At 53.9% G+C, this 14,813-nt stretch carries 13 protein-coding genes and 1 tRNA gene; 9 read left to right on the top strand and 5 right to left on the bottom strand.

Annotation, left to right across the window (positions count from 1 at the left end):
- The first annotated feature begins 2 nt into the window (after nucleotides 1–2).
- Nucleotides 3–1,100, top strand: coding sequence for a Nif3-like dinuclear metal center hexameric protein (locus tag C12CBH8_RS00900; protein WP_215533372.1), 1,098 nt, complete (start codon nucleotides 3–5; stop codon nucleotides 1,098–1,100).
- 62 nt (nucleotides 1,101–1,162) lie between these two features.
- Here C12CBH8_RS00900 and C12CBH8_RS00905 read toward each other — a convergent pair whose 3' ends face one another.
- From C12CBH8_RS00905 to C12CBH8_RS00915, 3 genes are all read right to left on the bottom strand, one after another.
- A complete protein-coding gene (locus C12CBH8_RS00905) occupies nucleotides 1,163–1,918 on the bottom strand; it encodes an AAA family ATPase (RefSeq protein WP_090264060.1) in 756 nt (251 codons plus the stop codon).
- 1 nt (nucleotide 1,919) lies between these two features.
- Nucleotides 1,920–3,182, bottom strand: coding sequence for a GTPase HflX (hflX, locus tag C12CBH8_RS00910; RefSeq protein WP_215533373.1), 1,263 nt, complete (start codon nucleotides 3,180–3,182; stop codon nucleotides 1,920–1,922).
- Nucleotides 3,183–3,686: 504 nt separating this feature from the next.
- A complete protein-coding gene (locus C12CBH8_RS00915; RefSeq protein ID WP_090264065.1) occupies nucleotides 3,687–5,144 on the bottom strand; it encodes an FAD-dependent oxidoreductase in 1,458 nt (485 codons plus the stop codon).
- Nucleotides 5,145–5,323: 179 nt separating this feature from the next.
- Here C12CBH8_RS00915 and C12CBH8_RS00920 point away from each other — a divergent pair, with 179 nt between their 5' ends.
- The 3 genes from C12CBH8_RS00920 (at nucleotide 5,324) to C12CBH8_RS00930 (ending at nucleotide 9,086) form a co-directional block, all read left to right on the top strand.
- A complete protein-coding gene (locus C12CBH8_RS00920) occupies nucleotides 5,324–5,569 on the top strand; it encodes a helix-turn-helix domain-containing protein (RefSeq protein ID WP_090264067.1) in 246 nt (81 codons plus the stop codon).
- Nucleotides 5,570–5,668: 99 nt separating this feature from the next.
- On the top strand, nucleotides 5,669–8,908 hold the full coding sequence (locus C12CBH8_RS00925) for a DEAD/DEAH box helicase (RefSeq protein ID WP_215533374.1): 3,240 nt from the start codon (nucleotides 5,669–5,671) through the stop codon (nucleotides 8,906–8,908).
- Nucleotides 8,909–9,010: 102 nt separating this feature from the next.
- Nucleotides 9,011–9,086 (top strand) — tRNA-Gly (locus C12CBH8_RS00930).
- 94 nt (nucleotides 9,087–9,180) lie between these two features.
- Here C12CBH8_RS00930 and C12CBH8_RS00935 read toward each other — a convergent pair.
- Both C12CBH8_RS00935 and C12CBH8_RS00940 read right to left on the bottom strand, forming a co-directional pair.
- Entirely contained in the window at nucleotides 9,181–9,672 is a 492-nt protein-coding gene (locus C12CBH8_RS00935; protein WP_090264069.1) for a prolyl-tRNA synthetase associated domain-containing protein, read from the bottom strand.
- A gap of 45 nt (nucleotides 9,673–9,717) precedes the next feature.
- The gene (locus C12CBH8_RS00940; RefSeq protein ID WP_215533375.1) at nucleotides 9,718–11,364 is read right to left on the bottom strand and encodes a class I adenylate-forming enzyme family protein; all 1,647 of its coding nucleotides are present in this window, start codon (nucleotides 11,362–11,364) and stop codon (nucleotides 9,718–9,720) included.
- 228 nt (nucleotides 11,365–11,592) lie between these two features.
- Between C12CBH8_RS00940 and C12CBH8_RS00945 the strand changes: the two genes are divergently transcribed.
- The 5 genes from C12CBH8_RS00945 to C12CBH8_RS00965 all read left to right on the top strand — a co-directional run bounded on the left by C12CBH8_RS00945 (nucleotide 11,593) and on the right by C12CBH8_RS00965 (nucleotide 14,795).
- Nucleotides 11,593–12,423 (top strand): PHP domain-containing protein, encoded by an 831-nt coding sequence (locus tag C12CBH8_RS00945; RefSeq protein WP_099323079.1) that lies wholly within the window; start codon nucleotides 11,593–11,595, stop codon nucleotides 12,421–12,423.
- 186 nt (nucleotides 12,424–12,609) lie between these two features.
- The gene (locus C12CBH8_RS00950) at nucleotides 12,610–12,888 is read left to right on the top strand and encodes a TIGR03905 family TSCPD domain-containing protein (protein WP_090264073.1); all 279 of its coding nucleotides are present in this window, start codon (nucleotides 12,610–12,612) and stop codon (nucleotides 12,886–12,888) included.
- 40 nt (nucleotides 12,889–12,928) lie between these two features.
- Nucleotides 12,929–13,507 (top strand): hypothetical protein, encoded by a 579-nt coding sequence (locus C12CBH8_RS00955; protein ID WP_090264075.1) that lies wholly within the window; start codon nucleotides 12,929–12,931, stop codon nucleotides 13,505–13,507.
- Nucleotides 13,507–13,968 carry a thioredoxin-dependent thiol peroxidase gene (gene bcp / locus C12CBH8_RS00960; RefSeq protein ID WP_099323080.1) on the top strand — a complete coding sequence of 154 codons (462 nt, stop codon included), beginning with the start codon at nucleotides 13,507–13,509 and terminating at the stop codon, nucleotides 13,966–13,968. Before C12CBH8_RS00955 ends, bcp begins: the two co-directional genes overlap by 1 nt.
- A 200-nt stretch (nucleotides 13,969–14,168) precedes the next feature.
- Nucleotides 14,169–14,795, top strand: a complete 627-nt coding sequence (locus tag C12CBH8_RS00965; protein WP_215533376.1) for a hypothetical protein — start codon at nucleotides 14,169–14,171, stop codon at nucleotides 14,793–14,795.
- The last annotated feature ends 18 nt before the right edge of the window (nucleotides 14,796–14,813 follow it).

Raw genomic sequence — 14,813 nt, forward strand, 5'->3', positions numbered from 1 at the left:
TTATGAGTATGATTACTGTGGGACAAATTTACAACTACTTAGATCAGATTGCCCCCTTTGACTACCAGGCCGATTGGGATAACAGTGGCCTTCAGGTGGGGTCTTATGACGATCCGGTGGAGAAGGTACTGGTGGCGTTGGATGTCACGCCTCAGATCATTCAGGAAGCTCAGGATATGGGTGCCCAGATGATCGTCAGCCACCATCCGGTTCTTTTTCACGCTGTCAAACGGCTCGAAAAGGAATCCATTCCCTATCAGTTGGCCAAAGCGGGTATTGTATCGGTGGCATGCCATACCAATTTGGATACGGCTCCCGGCGGTGTCAATCACTGTCTGGCCTCCCGGCTGGGACTTGTGGATCTCCAGCCGCTCAACTGGGATACCAGCCGTAATTTTTATAAGATGACGGTATTTTGTCCCAGTGATCATACGGAAAAGGTATACCGTGCCATGACCCAGGCCGGTGCTGGAACGTTGGGCAATTATTCGGGATGTGCCTTTACCACGCCGGGTGAGGGGAGGTTCATCTGCGAAGAGGGTTCGCGCCCCTATATTGGGGAAGAGGGGAAAGAAGCCACTGCAAAAGAAGACCGTCTGGAAATGCTGGTGCCGCCGGAGAGAATCAAGGCGGTACGTGCCGCCATGCTGGTGAACCACCCTTATGAACAGCCGGCTTATGACATTGTAGAAACCAGTTCCGTCCGCCGGAACACCTCTTTTGGTCTGGTGGGCAAGCTGACTTTCGATGCACTGTCCCCTCAGCGCTTCGCCTACTATGTCAAAGAACAGCTGAAAGCGCCTGGCGTACGATTTGTACCGGGCAATCGGGACGTGTCCAAAGTAGCCGTGCTGGGCGGAGGCGGGGACAGCAGCCTTCATGACGCCATTCGTTCAGGAGCCGATGCCTTTGTCACAGGCGAATGCAAACATCACGTGCTGCTGCAGGCGGCGGACGCCGGCATCACATTTATCGATGCAGGGCATTTCTTCACAGAGAATGTGGTAGTGCCCGCCTTGACCGATAAATTAAAAAAGCAATTCCCGGAAGTGGAATTCAAAGCATCTCAATTGGTAAGCGATCCGTCTCAGTGGATGTAACAATCAAAAACCGGTCTGCATGATAGAAATGCAGACCGGTTTTTATCGCTCAAAAGAAAAGGTTATGTTGTAAAATCCTGCCCCTCAAATAATTCTTGAAGCATCCGCTGGCGGTTTCCTAAAAACTGCTTGGTGATGATGTAATGTTCCGTCCGTTCGTAAGGGGTTAAGGTCAATTCCCCGTCCTCAATAAGATAGATGTCGGCATCCGGATATCCCATGAGGATGGGGGAATGGGTGGCGATGATAAACTGGGAACCGCCTTGTACCAATTGCCGCATCCGGGCAAGGAGGGCCAGCTGACGGGAAGGGGATAAGGCCGATTCCGGCTCATCCAGGAGATAGAATCCCTGTCCCCGAAAGCGGTTGAGGATCAGGGAGAAAAAGCTCTCGCCGTGGGATTGCTCGTGGAGGGAACCGCCGTACTGCTGCAAGAAGCGTTCCCGGGTCGCGGGATCGACGGCGGCCAGATGATCCACCTCGGTGGAGACGTTATAAAAGCTCTCGGCCCGCAGAAAATAGCCGTCGTGGGGCGAATAGGGGGCCTTTACCAGAGTGATATCCCGGTAGAGGGGGGAATGACTGTCTTGGGTGGAGAAACGGAAATTGCGGGAACCGCCCTCTGGATTAAAGCCGTAGCCTACGGCGACGGCCTCCAGAAGAGTGGATTTTCCAGAACCGTTCTCACCGCAGAGAAAGGTGACAGGTTTTGAAAAAGAGAGGCTCTCAAACTGCCGTAACACCGGCAGACAATAGGGATACTTGTCCCACTGCGTGATCCGGTCCCGCTTGAGGATAAGGCGTTTCACATATACCATGTCAATCCACCACAAAAGGACGGACGTCCTCCAAAAGCTGCTGATCCACCATGGCTCGCACCAGAAGTCCCTCCGGCAAATACTGTTCCTCCAAAATAGAACCGTTGCGGCGGATACGTGCGGCAAGGCCAGCCTTCTCAAAGGGGATCAACAGCTTCATACGGCGATGAATCTGGGGCAGGGATTGATCGATGGCATCCAGCAGCCCTTCGATTCCAGTGCCGTACCGGGCTGAGATACATACGAATTTTCCCACATGGGGGAGATGCGATGGGTCGGTCAGAAGGTCGCACTTGTTCAATACCGGCAGGATGGGCGTTTCTCCGCAATTGAGGGATTCAAGCAGATCCTTGGTCACGCTCAGATGCACCGACGCTTCCGGACTGGAGGCATCGCATAGGTTTAAAATAAGATCGGCCTGAGCGGCTTCCTCCAGGGTGGAATGGAACGCCTCCACCAAATGATGGGGGAGATTGCGCACCAAGCCTACTGTATCGATTAAAACCACATGACGTCCGCTGGGCAGGCGCAGGGAACGGGCGGTGGGATCCAGGGTGGCAAACAGTTTATCTTCCGCCAGTACGCCCGCTTGTGTCAAGGCATTCATCAGTGTGGATTTCCCAGCATTGGTATACCCCACCAGTGCGACGGTGGGAATGTTATTTTTTTTCCGCCGGTGCCGCAGGTTTTGCCGCCGCTTGTTGGACTCCGCCAGCTTCTGTTTGAGGGATTCGATGCGGCGACGGATGTGACGGCGGTCGGTTTCCAGCTGTGTTTCACCGGCGCCGCGGGTGTGGGTGCCCGAACCGCCTCCGATACGGGACAAAGCAGTTCCCTGTCCGGAAAGACGGGGCAGCATATATTGGAGCTGCGCCAGTTCCACCTGCAATTTGCCCTCACTGGACTGGGCACGGCTGGCGAAAATCTCTAAAATAAGCATAGTGCGGTCTATGACCCGGATTTTTAACTCCCTTTCCAAATTGCGCAGTTGAGTGGGGGACAGTTCCCGGTCGAAAACCACGACATCGGCTTCCTGCGTACTGCATAGCTGGCGGATTTCCTCCAACCGTCCGGATCCGATACAGGTGGCTTTATCCGGTGATTCCCGGCGCTGCATAACGCTGGGACCCGGCTCATAACCGGCGCTTTGAAGCAATTCGTGTAATTCATCCAGGGAAGCTTCGGCGTCGTACACGCCCTCTCCGCAGTCCACCGCCACCAGAATGGCGCAAGGGGATGCAGTTTTCGTTTCTTCTTGTTGCATGGATCATTCTCCTTTAGCCCTTTGGGAAGGGTCTGGCCACAGCGCGGTATATGAATTCCCGTCCTGGTTCCAATTGATTGTGATACAGCCGCAGCTGACAAGCAACATGATAGCACGGATTGCTCCGGAAAAAAAGAGGATCTCCTCACTGGACCAAGATAAGATCTACAAAAAATTGTATTTTTGAAGCCGATACTTGCCAATCCGGGAATCAAGTATGGTACAATAACGACAGATTACTGGGAAAAACGCAATAAAATATGCAGGGATTGAGCTTATCAAGCGACTGATCCGAAGAAATCTGGATTTTATACACAGTTTTTTTTGTAGTATTATAAAAAATATGAAAATATTGTCTCACTCAGCTTGTCAAAAAAAGAAAATTATAGTATGATAATCCTATGAGGTTGTCAGATTCCGCAGATAGACAACCTTTTTTTGCACGGTTTATGTGAAGAAAATTCACATAACGTTACCGGACAGTGATCGAAAAAGGTCATCCCCCTACATCTGTGCAGGGGGATGAAGATTGGTCTGAGCAGGTCCGTCCACCACCGAACCATCGGCGGTGAACCGGGAGCCGTGGCATGGACAATCCCAGGTTTGTTCGTCGGCATTCCAGGTGAGTTCGCATCCCATGTGGGCGCAGGTGGGCTTGACGGCGTGAAGATGCCCTTGGGGATCTTGGAACTCTCCAGCTTTGCCCATCACGCCGCGGGCCACTGTGGCGCCATCCCCGGGTTGAGGATGGGTTTTGCGCTGGGGAGGAGCCATCTTATCCACCGTGAGGCCTTTGATAACGTCCCCGGCGGATGACAAAAGCGTACTGGCCGACAGTCCAAGCTGAAATCTGCGGGGCGTAAAGATCTCCTCCCAAGGGTTCACATTTCCCTTTATCATATCCCCCAGCAGAAGGGCTGCCATCATGCTGCTGCTCATCCCCCATTTGCCGAAACCGGTGGCCACATACAGGTTGTCCAGCTTGGTGGAATAATGGCCGATATAGGGAATGTTATCCAGTGTCATGCAGTCCTGAGCCGACCACCGTGATACCACCTGGGCCTCAGGATAAAGGGAAAGAGCCGCCTGTTCCAGCGCCTCAAAGCGGTGGCCTTTTGGATCCCGGCCGCATTTGTGCCCTTCACCGCCCATCAGTACGAGATCACCCTGTTGGCGGAAGGAGTAACCTTTGGGACTGGCATCGATGTACATGCGTTGCACCGGTTTCGCGCCCTTGAGGGCCACCACATAGGATCTTTTTTGGTACATGCGTAAAAAATAATACCCCGGCGTATTGACAAAGGGATAATGGGTGCATACCACAATCTGATCGGCCCTGAGCTTGCCTTCCCCGGTGGAGACGGTATCCTTCTCAATGGACAGCGCTCGGGAATGCTCGTAGATGGTGAGATCTTTTGACGCCCACTTTAAAAATTTCAGCGGATGAAACTGTGCCTGTCCGGGCATCTCCAGTGCCCCCAGAGTGTGGAAGGGAAGATCGGGTGTGTCCACCATGGTATAGGGGATATCCAACTGTTTTGCCGCTTTTTCTTCCCGTCTGAGAAGCTGGAGGTCTTCCTCATGTACAGCGTAGCAGGCGGCCGATGTACTCTTAAAATCGCAGTCCACCTGATTCTCTTTGATCAGCTTTTGATATTGTTCCACTGCCGCCTGGTTTGCCTGGTAGTAGAGCTTTGCTTTATAAGCCCCCATGCCGCTGACAAGACGATCGTAGGGCAAGCGGTGCTGACACGTAATTTTAGCCGTGGTATGGCCGGTAGTGCCGCCGCCGATGCGGTCGGCCTCCAGCACAGCTACCTTAGCGCCGTCCTGCTGGAGCTTACGGGCGCATAAAATGCCGGCCAGACCTCCGCCGATGACCGCCACGTCCACCCGATGCTCCCCGCGCAGCGGCTCATACTGGGGCAGGGAAACATCGCTCATCCAAATAGATTCATGCATTGGGTTAGCCTCCTATTTTTTCAATGGATAAAAATAGGATTCCCGGCCCGGATGCGGAATACACCACAAGACACAGGGAATTTCAAAACCAGTTTGATTGTGATTTCAGGTTATCGAAAAGGATGCCTGGAAGTCAAACGGGAGTTTTCATACGGCCGGTAAAAAGGAGGGTCCGTTTTATGTACACACAGCGTTTAAAAGAGCTGCGAAAACAACATCATCTTAGTCAAGAGGAATTGGCCAATATCTTGCACTGTTCCCAACGCGCCTATTCTCATTGGGAAAATGGGGTGCGGCATCTGCCCATCGACATGCTCATTGCGCTGGCGCAATATTATCATATCAGCACCGATTACATATTGGGACTTTCCGATGAGGGTTATATTTATCTCTATGGAGAGAATCAAGGGAACCGATACTTTTAGGCAAAAGGGAAAAATACATTCCAGTTGCGCGTCATCTCTTAACAAAAGGATAAAAACAGTGTAAAATAGAGAGATAAACGTCAAAATTGGAGTGTCCCCATGAGCAAACAGGTTTCACAATTTGAGGCATCAAAAACCGTATCTTCGGCAGTGCTGCCGCCTTTACGCATCGATAAGGCTTATGTATTGAGCCATGCCACCCACCGTCCCGCCTATTTCAAGGGATTGGTGTTGTTCCGCAGCGGCATGGTGCATGTGGATACCACCGCCGGCCGTCTGGGAGAGCTTTACTGCCGCATCGGAGACCACCCCACTGTGACAGTGCACTTCCATCCCGACGGCACGTTAGGGGAGGTATTCTGTCCCGCCTGTTACGGCCACGTCCAAAACGGATGGTGCGAACACGGCGTGGCAGCCGTACTGGCGCTGCTTCCGCCGGAAGGGGAGGAACATACCTCCATCCGGGAGGAGGATGTGGGCCGGATGGTCAGCCGATACACCCATCTGGTGTCCGAGACCTATCCCCATTTGATGGGGCAGTCCTGCCACGGGGTGCATCTTTATCCCCGTCTTACGGTGGATCAGACAAGCGGTGGGACGATGAGATTCTTCCTGGAGCTGAGCATCGGGAAAAATCGAAAATACGCGGTGCGCAGCGTCAAGGAATTCTGCGGGGCTTTTTCATCGGAACGCGCGGTAGCTTACGGCAAAGAGCTGGAATTTGTCCATGTCCCGGCCGCTTTTGTGTCCGAGGATCGGCCGCTCATCGGCTTTGTCCGCCAGACGGTGGAGGAATGGCAGGCCATCCTTCAGGCCATCTTGGCGGGAGGGGGCAGTCCCATCGGCCGCCGCCTGTTGATGACCCCTGTCCAGATGGCCGGCCTCATGCCGGTACTGGCGGGGAGAGAGGTTCCGGTGTCCCTTCCCGGACGGGGGGAAGATGTCCCTCTTCTCATTCAGGAGGGCGCTCAGGGTATGGATATCCAGATGAAATTTTCCCAGCCGGAAGGGGAGCGTCTCACCATGACCCTTTTCCCGCAGGGCAAACGGGAGGTCTACTGCCGTACCCCTTGCATCATGCTGTGGGGGGATCGCCTGGTGCACCTTTCGGACAAAGATGCCGCGCTTCTTCTGCCCGCGCTGGATCTGCTGGATGTCTGCGGAGGACAGGTATCCATTCCGGAGGAGTACCAGAACCGGGTGCTGTCCACCGCGTTGCCGGCTCTGGAACAGCGCGGCTGGGCTCAGGTGGACGGCACCATTCATCGGGTCCGCACTGCCTCCATGACGCCCCGCATCTGGCTGGATCGGCAAGGGTCTCAGGTATTGTGCAAGCTCCAGTTTGACTATGGTGTGGAGGATCCGTCGGCTCTGCCCCAGCGTGACCTTCCGCGGGAGGAGCATGTCATTGGGGTACTGGTGGAAAATGGTTTCCGATCGCTTCCGGAAAAGGATCATTATGTGCTGAATGGGGAGGAGAATCTTCTTCGTCTTGCGCGGGAAGGGGTGGGCCAGCTCCAGGAGGTGGCCGAGGTATACGTCACCGCCGCCTTTAAGAGCATTCGCCTGCGCCTGCCGGTAAAACCCCGGTTGACCATCAAGCGGGAGGGATCCCAACTGCTCATCGGCCTGGAGAACGATCACTACACCCGGGCCGAATTGTGGGAGCTGCTACAGGCTGTGGAGGAGAAAAAGCCATATCATCGTCTGCCCGACGGTTCCTTTGCACCCATGGACAACGCCGCCGTCCAGCAGCTCAGCCAGGTGGCCGACGTGCTTCACATGCGCGAAGAGGACGTGTTACAAAATCGCATCCAGGTGCCGGCGTATTTGGAGGCGGGCTTGGAAAGCCTGCTGAGTCAGAATAAGGACATTGACGTCCAATTGGACGCCAAATTCACGCAGGATATTCTGTCCTTATCCAACTACGAGCGCCAGCCTTTCACACCGCCCGATTGGATGACCGTGCAGCTGTGGGATTATCAGACAAGCGGCGTCAAGTGGATGAAGGCGTTGGAACGGTACGGCATGGGCGGTATTTTAGCCGATGAGATGGGTCTGGGCAAGACCTTGCAGGCCACTACCCTCATCGCATCGGGAAAGGGGAAGGGACGGACGCTTATTGTGTGTCCCACCTCCCTGGTATACAATTGGAAAAGCGAGGTGCGCCGGTTTGCCCCCGAACTCTCGGTATGCGTGGTGTCGGGAAACGCCGAGCAACGGGCTCCCATGATCAAGGAGGCCAAGGAGGACGTGATGATCACCTCCTATGACCTTCTCCGGCGGGATATCAGCCTTTACCGCAACATCCATTTCCACTATTGCTTTATCGACGAGGCCCAGTATATCAAAAATCATCAGACGCAGAACGCCATCTCGGTCAAGCAGGTCAGCGCCGATATCCGCTATGCCCTAACCGGTACGCCGGTGGAAAATACGCCGGGGGATCTGTGGAGCATTTTCGACTTTATTATGCCGGGGTATCTGGGACCTTATGACCGGTTTAAACACAAGTTGGAGACGCCCATCCTAAGCGGGGACGAGGATGCAGCCGACTGTCTGCGCCGTTTGACCAGTCCCTTTATTCTGCGCCGGATGAAAAAGGACGTGCTGGATCAGCTGCCGCCTAAGCTGGAGACGGCCATGGCCTGCGGTATGACAACCGAACAGCGCAAATTATACGCCGCCTATCTGGCCAAGGCCCGCAACCAATTTGAGACGGAAATGGGAGACGGCGGGGAGAAAAACCGGATCCGCATGCTGGCGTTGCTGACGCGTCTGCGGCAGCTGTGCGCCCATCCGGGCCTGTTTGTGGATCATTACCGCGGGGGGAGCGGCAAGCTGGATCTGCTTTTGGAACTCATCCAGGACGGCATGCTGGAAGGGCACCGCATCCTTATTTTCTCCCAATTTGCCCAAATGCTTCACCTCATCTCCGATACCCTTCAGGATATGGGGATCAGCCACTTCCTGTTGGAGGGCAATACCCCCTCCCAGGAACGGGTCAAGATGGTGGAAAGCTTCAACAAAGGGGAAGCATCTGTGTTTCTTTTGTCCCTGAAAGCGGGAGGGACAGGGCTTAATCTCACCGGGGCCGATACCGTCATTCACTTTGACCCCTGGTGGAATCCGGCGGTGGAGAACCAGGCCACCGACCGGGCCCATCGCATCGGACAGAAAAAGGTGGTGCATGTCATCCGCCTGTACGCCGAGAATTCGGTGGAGGAACGCATCCTGGATCTACAGAACCGGAAACGCGCCTTGATCGATCAGCTTATTTCGTCCGGGGACGGGGCAGGCGGTCTGGACTTGGAGGATCTGCGTCATCTTTTCTCCTAAAGAACAAAAAACAATCTTTTTCTCGTGATTTTTGTATTTTTTCCTTGACAAATGCGGTAACACGCATTATAATAGTTCATGCTGACTTGAGTCAGTGTGAATGCGGATTTAGCTCATCTGGTAGAGCGCCACCTTGCCAAGGTGGAGGTAGCGAGTTCGAGCCTCGTAATCCGCTCCAAAGAAAAGGATGTATCTTCGGATACATCCTTTTTATTTTATCAAAAAAAATCCCCCCTGGAAGATGTTGTGGCTTCTTCCAGGGGGGATTGGTACTATGGTTCAATATCCAGCATATGGATGGGATTGCCGTGTTGTTTTACTAGATTCAGGAGGTCTTCAAAGGAGATCCAGAGAGTGGCGGTATTTTCGTTGGGATGAACACCCAATCGAGATTTTCTTATAAGCTCCCGGTCAAATACCACTTCCACACAGCACTCCGCATCGTTGAGGATGCCCAAGGGGGTGACGGAACCTTTTGTCAAGCCCAGATATGTTTGCAGCCGTTGCTCCGAAGCAAAGCTCAGTTTGGTACAGCCCAGCTGCTCCTGGATCTGCTTTAGATCGGCCCGTTTATCCTTTAAAAGCGTTACGAGAAAATGCCGTTTTCCTTTGGCGTCACGCAGGAAGAGGTTCTTGCAAACCTCTCCTTGATCGGTAATGTGGAGCTTCTCCATGTCCTCGATGGTGTATACCGCCGGATGGTCCATGACGTCAAAAGGGATGCCTTTTCCCTCCAGGTACTGGATAACTTCCTCTTTGTTCATAGTTACACGTCCTTTCCCGCATTTGCAGACGATGTTCTTTTCCGTTTATTGCAGCGCCTTATAATCCACTTTTCCCAGTTTGGTATGAGGGAGCTCCGATAAAAATTCCACTTGGGCCGGCACACTCCATAGGTTCAGATGTTCCCGGGAGAACCCGGTAATATCCTCGGCCCATTTCTGCCGCTCCTGATCGTTTTGAGGCTCCCGGCGCGGCACCACATAGGCCTTGACACGGGTGCCTTTTGGAGTATCCATGCCCACTACACAGCAGTCCTCCACCAGGGAGCTGCACCTTAACTTTTCTTCAATGGCCGACGGATAGACCAGATATCCAGAGACCTTCAGCACCCGTTTGAGACGTTGACGGAAATAGATCCCGCCTTCGCCTTGGCATCCCACATCGCCGGTGTGCAGCCAGATGCGTCCGTCTTCGTGGCGTTTGAGGACTTTCCTTGTTTCCTCCGGATCCTCCCAGTACCCCTGCATCAGAGTGGGGCCGGTGACGCAAATCTCGCCGTCCCCCTCCGGCAGGGCTTCCGTGGTGCCCATACGGACCACCTTCATCTCGTTGCCCTCCATGGGGACGCCGATGCATCCGGTGTGATAGGACAGATAGGGATCGGTAAAACAGCAGGCGGTAACGCATTCAGTCAAGCCGTACCCGGTGAGAAACCGGCAGGAGCTGCCGCCTTGGGACAGGAGCTTGTCCATTTTTTGCCGCAGGTCGTCGGATACCACATCCCCGCCGCTGCCGATGAAGCGGACAAAAGACAAATCCTTGCCGTCAAGGAGGCCGCATTTGAGCAGCCGTTCAAAGAAGGATGGGACGCTGAACAAAAAGGTCAGCCGTTGCTTTGTGATGATGCGGCAGCACTCCTTGGCGTCGAACCGGGGGATCAGAGCCAAACGGATACCGGCCGCCATAGCGGTGTGCATACAGAAGGCAAATCCGAAGCCGTGGAATACCGGCAATGCGCCCAGCATGCCGTCGGACCGTCTGGCTTCCCCGAGCACCGGGAAGAGCTGGAAGGAGAGGGCGTTGATGGCGGCGTTGGACAGCATCACCCCTTTGGGGAGGCCGGTGGTACCGCCGGTGTACATAACGGCGGCGGTGGCTTCCGAATCAGACGCGGCATCCGGCAGAGAATGGGACGAGCTCCATATCTCGCCCTGTTTCAGGAACTGGTTCCAGGTGAGACTTTGGGATACATGAGCCGTCCCCACCTTTTGCCGGACGCTGTGAGTATACACCTTGCCGCGGATCCATCCCACAGGTGTCTTTTCAAAGAAGTCGCAGGTCTTGCAGCGGATCAATGTGATGTCCAAGCCGTCAAAGGCTTTTTCCGAAAGATCAAAGCAAAAGGCTACGCTAGACCGCACCAATTCTACCCCATGGCGCACCTCATCGGAAGTCGACAAAGGGTGCAGCATATTGCACACCGCGCCGATGCGGTTGACAGCGTAAATCGCCGCCACCGTTTGAGGAAGGTTAGGCATACAGATCGTGACTCGATCGCCTGGCTTTACCCCCAGAGCCAAGAGGCCGGCGGCACATTGGTCCACCAATTCATCCAATTGACGGTAGGACAAGGTAGTGCCGTAAAAGAGCAGAGCCGTCCCCTGAGGATTTTTCAGAGCGGAAGCGTGCATTTGCTCGTAAAGAGTGGAATAACGACGAATGTTTATCTTCATGAAAAGTACTTCTTTCTCATAGATATTAGCGGGTGGGATCCGAAAGCTTTTCCCACAAAGGGAAAATATTTCACATTACATAGGGAATCGCCGCCGTCATAGGTAAGGTTATCCGCTTGTTTTATGGCTTTAACGGGTGTATAATAAAGGACAAGCTCATCATTGTCAATTTTTTACTTTTTTAGACGGCTTCCCTGTCGTTTTATCCATCGCAAAAGGAGAGTATCCATGCAAGTAGGAGATCTGCATTGTCACACCCGATTGTCCGACGGTTCCCTTCCTCCAGAGGATCTGGTCCGGTTGGGCCAAAGACTAAAGCTCGACGTTATTGCCATCACCGATCACGATACGCTGGCAGGATGCCGGCAGGCGAAAGACCTGGAAAAGGGGCGACAAATCCGTGTGATCCCGGGAGCGGAATTCTCCTGCGTGGATGAAAAACGGGGGAGAAAAGTGCATCTGTTGTGCTACGGCCCGAAGAAGCTCCAGGTGCTGGAGCCCATCTGCCAAGAGATCGGACGCCGCCGCCGGGAGGCGGTGCATCAAATGATTGAAAAGGTGGCCGCGCACTATCCCATCACCCAGGAGATGGTGGAACGATATGCCAAAGACAGCACCTGTGTCTACAAGACCCACATCATGGAGGCCCTGATGGATCTGGGCTACGATGTGGAGGCTTACGGGGTTCTATTCCGCCAGCTTTTCCATCAAAAGACAGGGGCCTATCTGGTAACACCCCGGTTCCCCAGCGCCTTTGAGATGCTGTCCCTCATCCATGAAGCGGGCGGGACAGCGGTGCTGGCCCATCCGGAAATTTACGACAGCCTGGAAGTGCTGGAAGAACTCATTGAGGAGGGCCTGGACGGCGTAGAAGTATGGCATCCGCGCAACAGCCCTGCCACACGGCAGCATCTTCTGGAGCGGGCAAAGGAACATCGCCTTCTCACCACCGGCGGATCGGACTTCCACGGCCGGTTCCGGGGCGAAGCCGTTCCGTTGGGGACGTGTACCACCCCCGAACAGTCCCTCAGGCAGCTGTTGGACCGGGTGGAACGATAGGGTTAACATCCGCAGGGAAAAACGCAGTCTATATTTTATTATACTGGTTAAAACTGAAAAAATCAATGCGGCGCAAACCGGAGTGATCCGACGGCTTTTTGTATGACAAGAGAATACCATTCCATCAGTCCCACGGACAATTGGAATGATTTTTGTATAAAGGACCTTTGGAAAGGGGAAGTTAAAATGGAGTATTTGTATCGACCCAGAGGGGTTTGTTCCCGCAGCATCCGTTTGGAGCTGGATGGGGATGTTATCCGCAGCGTCCAATTTGAAGGGGGATGCCACGGCAATCTCCAGGGCATCGCCAAGCTGGTGGAGGGCATGACGGTGGATCAAGTGGAGGCAAGACTCAGCGGCATCAAATGCGGTATGCGCAAGACCTCCTGTCCGGACCAGCTGGCCCAGGCCGTGCGCAAGGCGGCCGAGCAGGCCGGGAAATCCCAGGAGGATCAAGCGGGGTAAGGGAGCTCAAATTGTTTTGCTTTGAAAGGTGTGACATCACATGCCGGACGACAATGATATCCGTATTGCGGGGGATCATCCTTCGCGGGAAAGGCCTGAAGAGAACATTCTCGACCACACGGCCCAGGAGCTGGAGCGGGAGAAACGCAACGGCAATCTGGAGCGGGCGCGGCAGCTGGGCGCGCTGGTGGCTGGAGAGATGTGGGCGTCCGACAGCGAAAGCCTTTTCGGGGCCGACGCGGCAGAAGGAGGGCAGGGCCTGTTTGAACGGCGCCTGCTGTACGCCTTTGCAGCGTCCACAGGCCTGGAACGATATACCCCCAATCAGCTCTGTGCCCGGACGGCACTCAGCAGCTTTTACGATGTTCTTAAGAAGGAAGCCCCCGATCTGTATGATCAGTTGGAGAATTCCTTTGCCTTTTCGTTTTATTACCTGGACTTGCGCCGGGGACAAAGGGTACCGGCCGACATCGGCAAATCCTTTGCCATGCTGTGCAACCGGGAAGACGATCCGGTGTACGCCAGGTTAGGAGAAGCGTTGTATCTGCGCTTTTTGGACGTCATAGAGGCTCAGGCAAAGAGCCTGCATTTTGTAGTGGAACCAGGAGGAGATCAATAATGCTCAAGCCAGGGGAAAAAGCGCCCGATTTTACATTGCCCGATCAGAATGGGCAACCGGTCAGCCTATCGTCTTTTCTGGGCAAGACGGTAATTCTGTATTTTTATCCGCGGGACAACACGCCGGGATGTACCAAGGAGGCCTGTTCATTCCGGGATCATTATCCTCTTTACACCGAGAAGGATGCCGTTATCATCGGCATCAGCCCCAACACGTCGGAATCCCATCAGAAATTCGCCGAGAAATATGAACTGCCCTTTTTGCTGTTGGCCGATCCGGAGAAGGAGGTCATACAGGCTTACGGCGCCTGGGGAGAGAAGAAAAATTACGGCAAGGTGACGGTTGGATTGCTTCGTTCCACCTTTGTTATCGGGCCGGACGGCGTCATTCAAAAGGTATTTAAAAAGGTCAAGACGGCCACTCACGGTGAGGACGTGTTAAAAGTATTGTCCGCTGAGTGATGTGGGTTGTGAATAAAGATCCTGTTTTCCCCCTTCCGGAAGAGCTGGAAGGGGGATTTTTGCAACTTGAGGGGAGGAAGGGCGTCAAAGAGCTTGCAGAAGAGAGCGAAAACAGGTATGATAACAGGTAGTTTAATGGAAACAGAAGCCGGAGATAAAAGGTATCTTGCATCAAAATGGATGGAAAGGGTGATGATCATTTGAAGCGGGTGATCTTGATTGTGGTGGCCTTGGTGGTTCTGATCGCAGCGCTGGTATTTTTTATGCTGCTGCCGTTGGGACAAAAGAACCAAGATACGGCCAGCTCACAGATGCCGGTATCGTCCTGGCAGGGGACGACGGTCTCGGTTGGAGATGCGGGGGAGCAGGTCTCCCAGGCGGAGGATTCCCAGACCCAATGGGAATCAGGCAGCTTACAGACGATAGATTCCTCCATTCGATCGGCGCTGGAGAGCAGCAACCCTCTGGATAAGGCGTATCAGGAGCATCTGAATGCAGGGGAATCCAAGTCTGAGCTGGATGCTTCCTTTATGGGATATTGGCTGGATGAAATCGACAACGCCTTTCAATTGGCGTTGGGGGCCTGTGATGAGCAGCAAAGCGTACTGCTTCAGAATGCGCAGGATGCATGGACCATCCAGAACGATGAACAGCAAGCTCTTTACTACAATCTGTTGACCAAACGGATCCCGGATGAACAGGAGAGGGAAGCGGTGTATCATAAATACCGTCTGGACTATTACCGGGATAGGGCCTTAACCCTCTACGAATATTACTGCATTCTCAAAGAGAATGTGGTGGAGATCACGTACCTGTTTGGGGAATAAATGGAGATATAATAGAAA

It is taken from the genome of Solibaculum mannosilyticum, from assembly GCF_015140235.1.
Classification (GTDB): Bacteria; Bacillota; Clostridia; order Oscillospirales; family Acutalibacteraceae; genus Solibaculum; species Solibaculum mannosilyticum.

Excerpts from the sequence above, each read along its gene's own strand:
- C12CBH8_RS00900 (WP_215533372.1), top strand. The coding sequence starts at position 3 with ATGAGTATGATTACTGTGGGACAAATTTACAACTACTTAGATCAGATT.
- C12CBH8_RS00905 (WP_090264060.1), bottom strand. The coding sequence starts at position 1,918 with ATGGTATATGTGAAACGCCTTATCCTCAAGCGGGACCGGATCACGCAG.
- hflX (WP_215533373.1), bottom strand. The coding sequence starts at position 3,182 with ATGCAACAAGAAGAAACGAAAACTGCATCCCCTTGCGCCATTCTGGTG.
- C12CBH8_RS00915 (WP_090264065.1), bottom strand. The coding sequence starts at position 5,144 with ATGCATGAATCTATTTGGATGAGCGATGTTTCCCTGCCCCAGTATGAG.
- C12CBH8_RS00920 (WP_090264067.1), top strand. The coding sequence starts at position 5,324 with ATGTACACACAGCGTTTAAAAGAGCTGCGAAAACAACATCATCTTAGT.
- C12CBH8_RS00925 (WP_215533374.1), top strand. The coding sequence starts at position 5,669 with ATGAGCAAACAGGTTTCACAATTTGAGGCATCAAAAACCGTATCTTCG.
- C12CBH8_RS00935 (WP_090264069.1), bottom strand. The coding sequence starts at position 9,672 with ATGAACAAAGAGGAAGTTATCCAGTACCTGGAGGGAAAAGGCATCCCT.
- C12CBH8_RS00940 (WP_215533375.1), bottom strand. The coding sequence starts at position 11,364 with ATGAAGATAAACATTCGTCGTTATTCCACTCTTTACGAGCAAATGCAC.
- C12CBH8_RS00945 (WP_099323079.1), top strand. The coding sequence starts at position 11,593 with ATGCAAGTAGGAGATCTGCATTGTCACACCCGATTGTCCGACGGTTCC.
- C12CBH8_RS00950 (WP_090264073.1), top strand. The coding sequence starts at position 12,610 with ATGGAGTATTTGTATCGACCCAGAGGGGTTTGTTCCCGCAGCATCCGT.
- C12CBH8_RS00955 (WP_090264075.1), top strand. The coding sequence starts at position 12,929 with ATGCCGGACGACAATGATATCCGTATTGCGGGGGATCATCCTTCGCGG.
- bcp (WP_099323080.1), top strand. The coding sequence starts at position 13,507 with ATGCTCAAGCCAGGGGAAAAAGCGCCCGATTTTACATTGCCCGATCAG.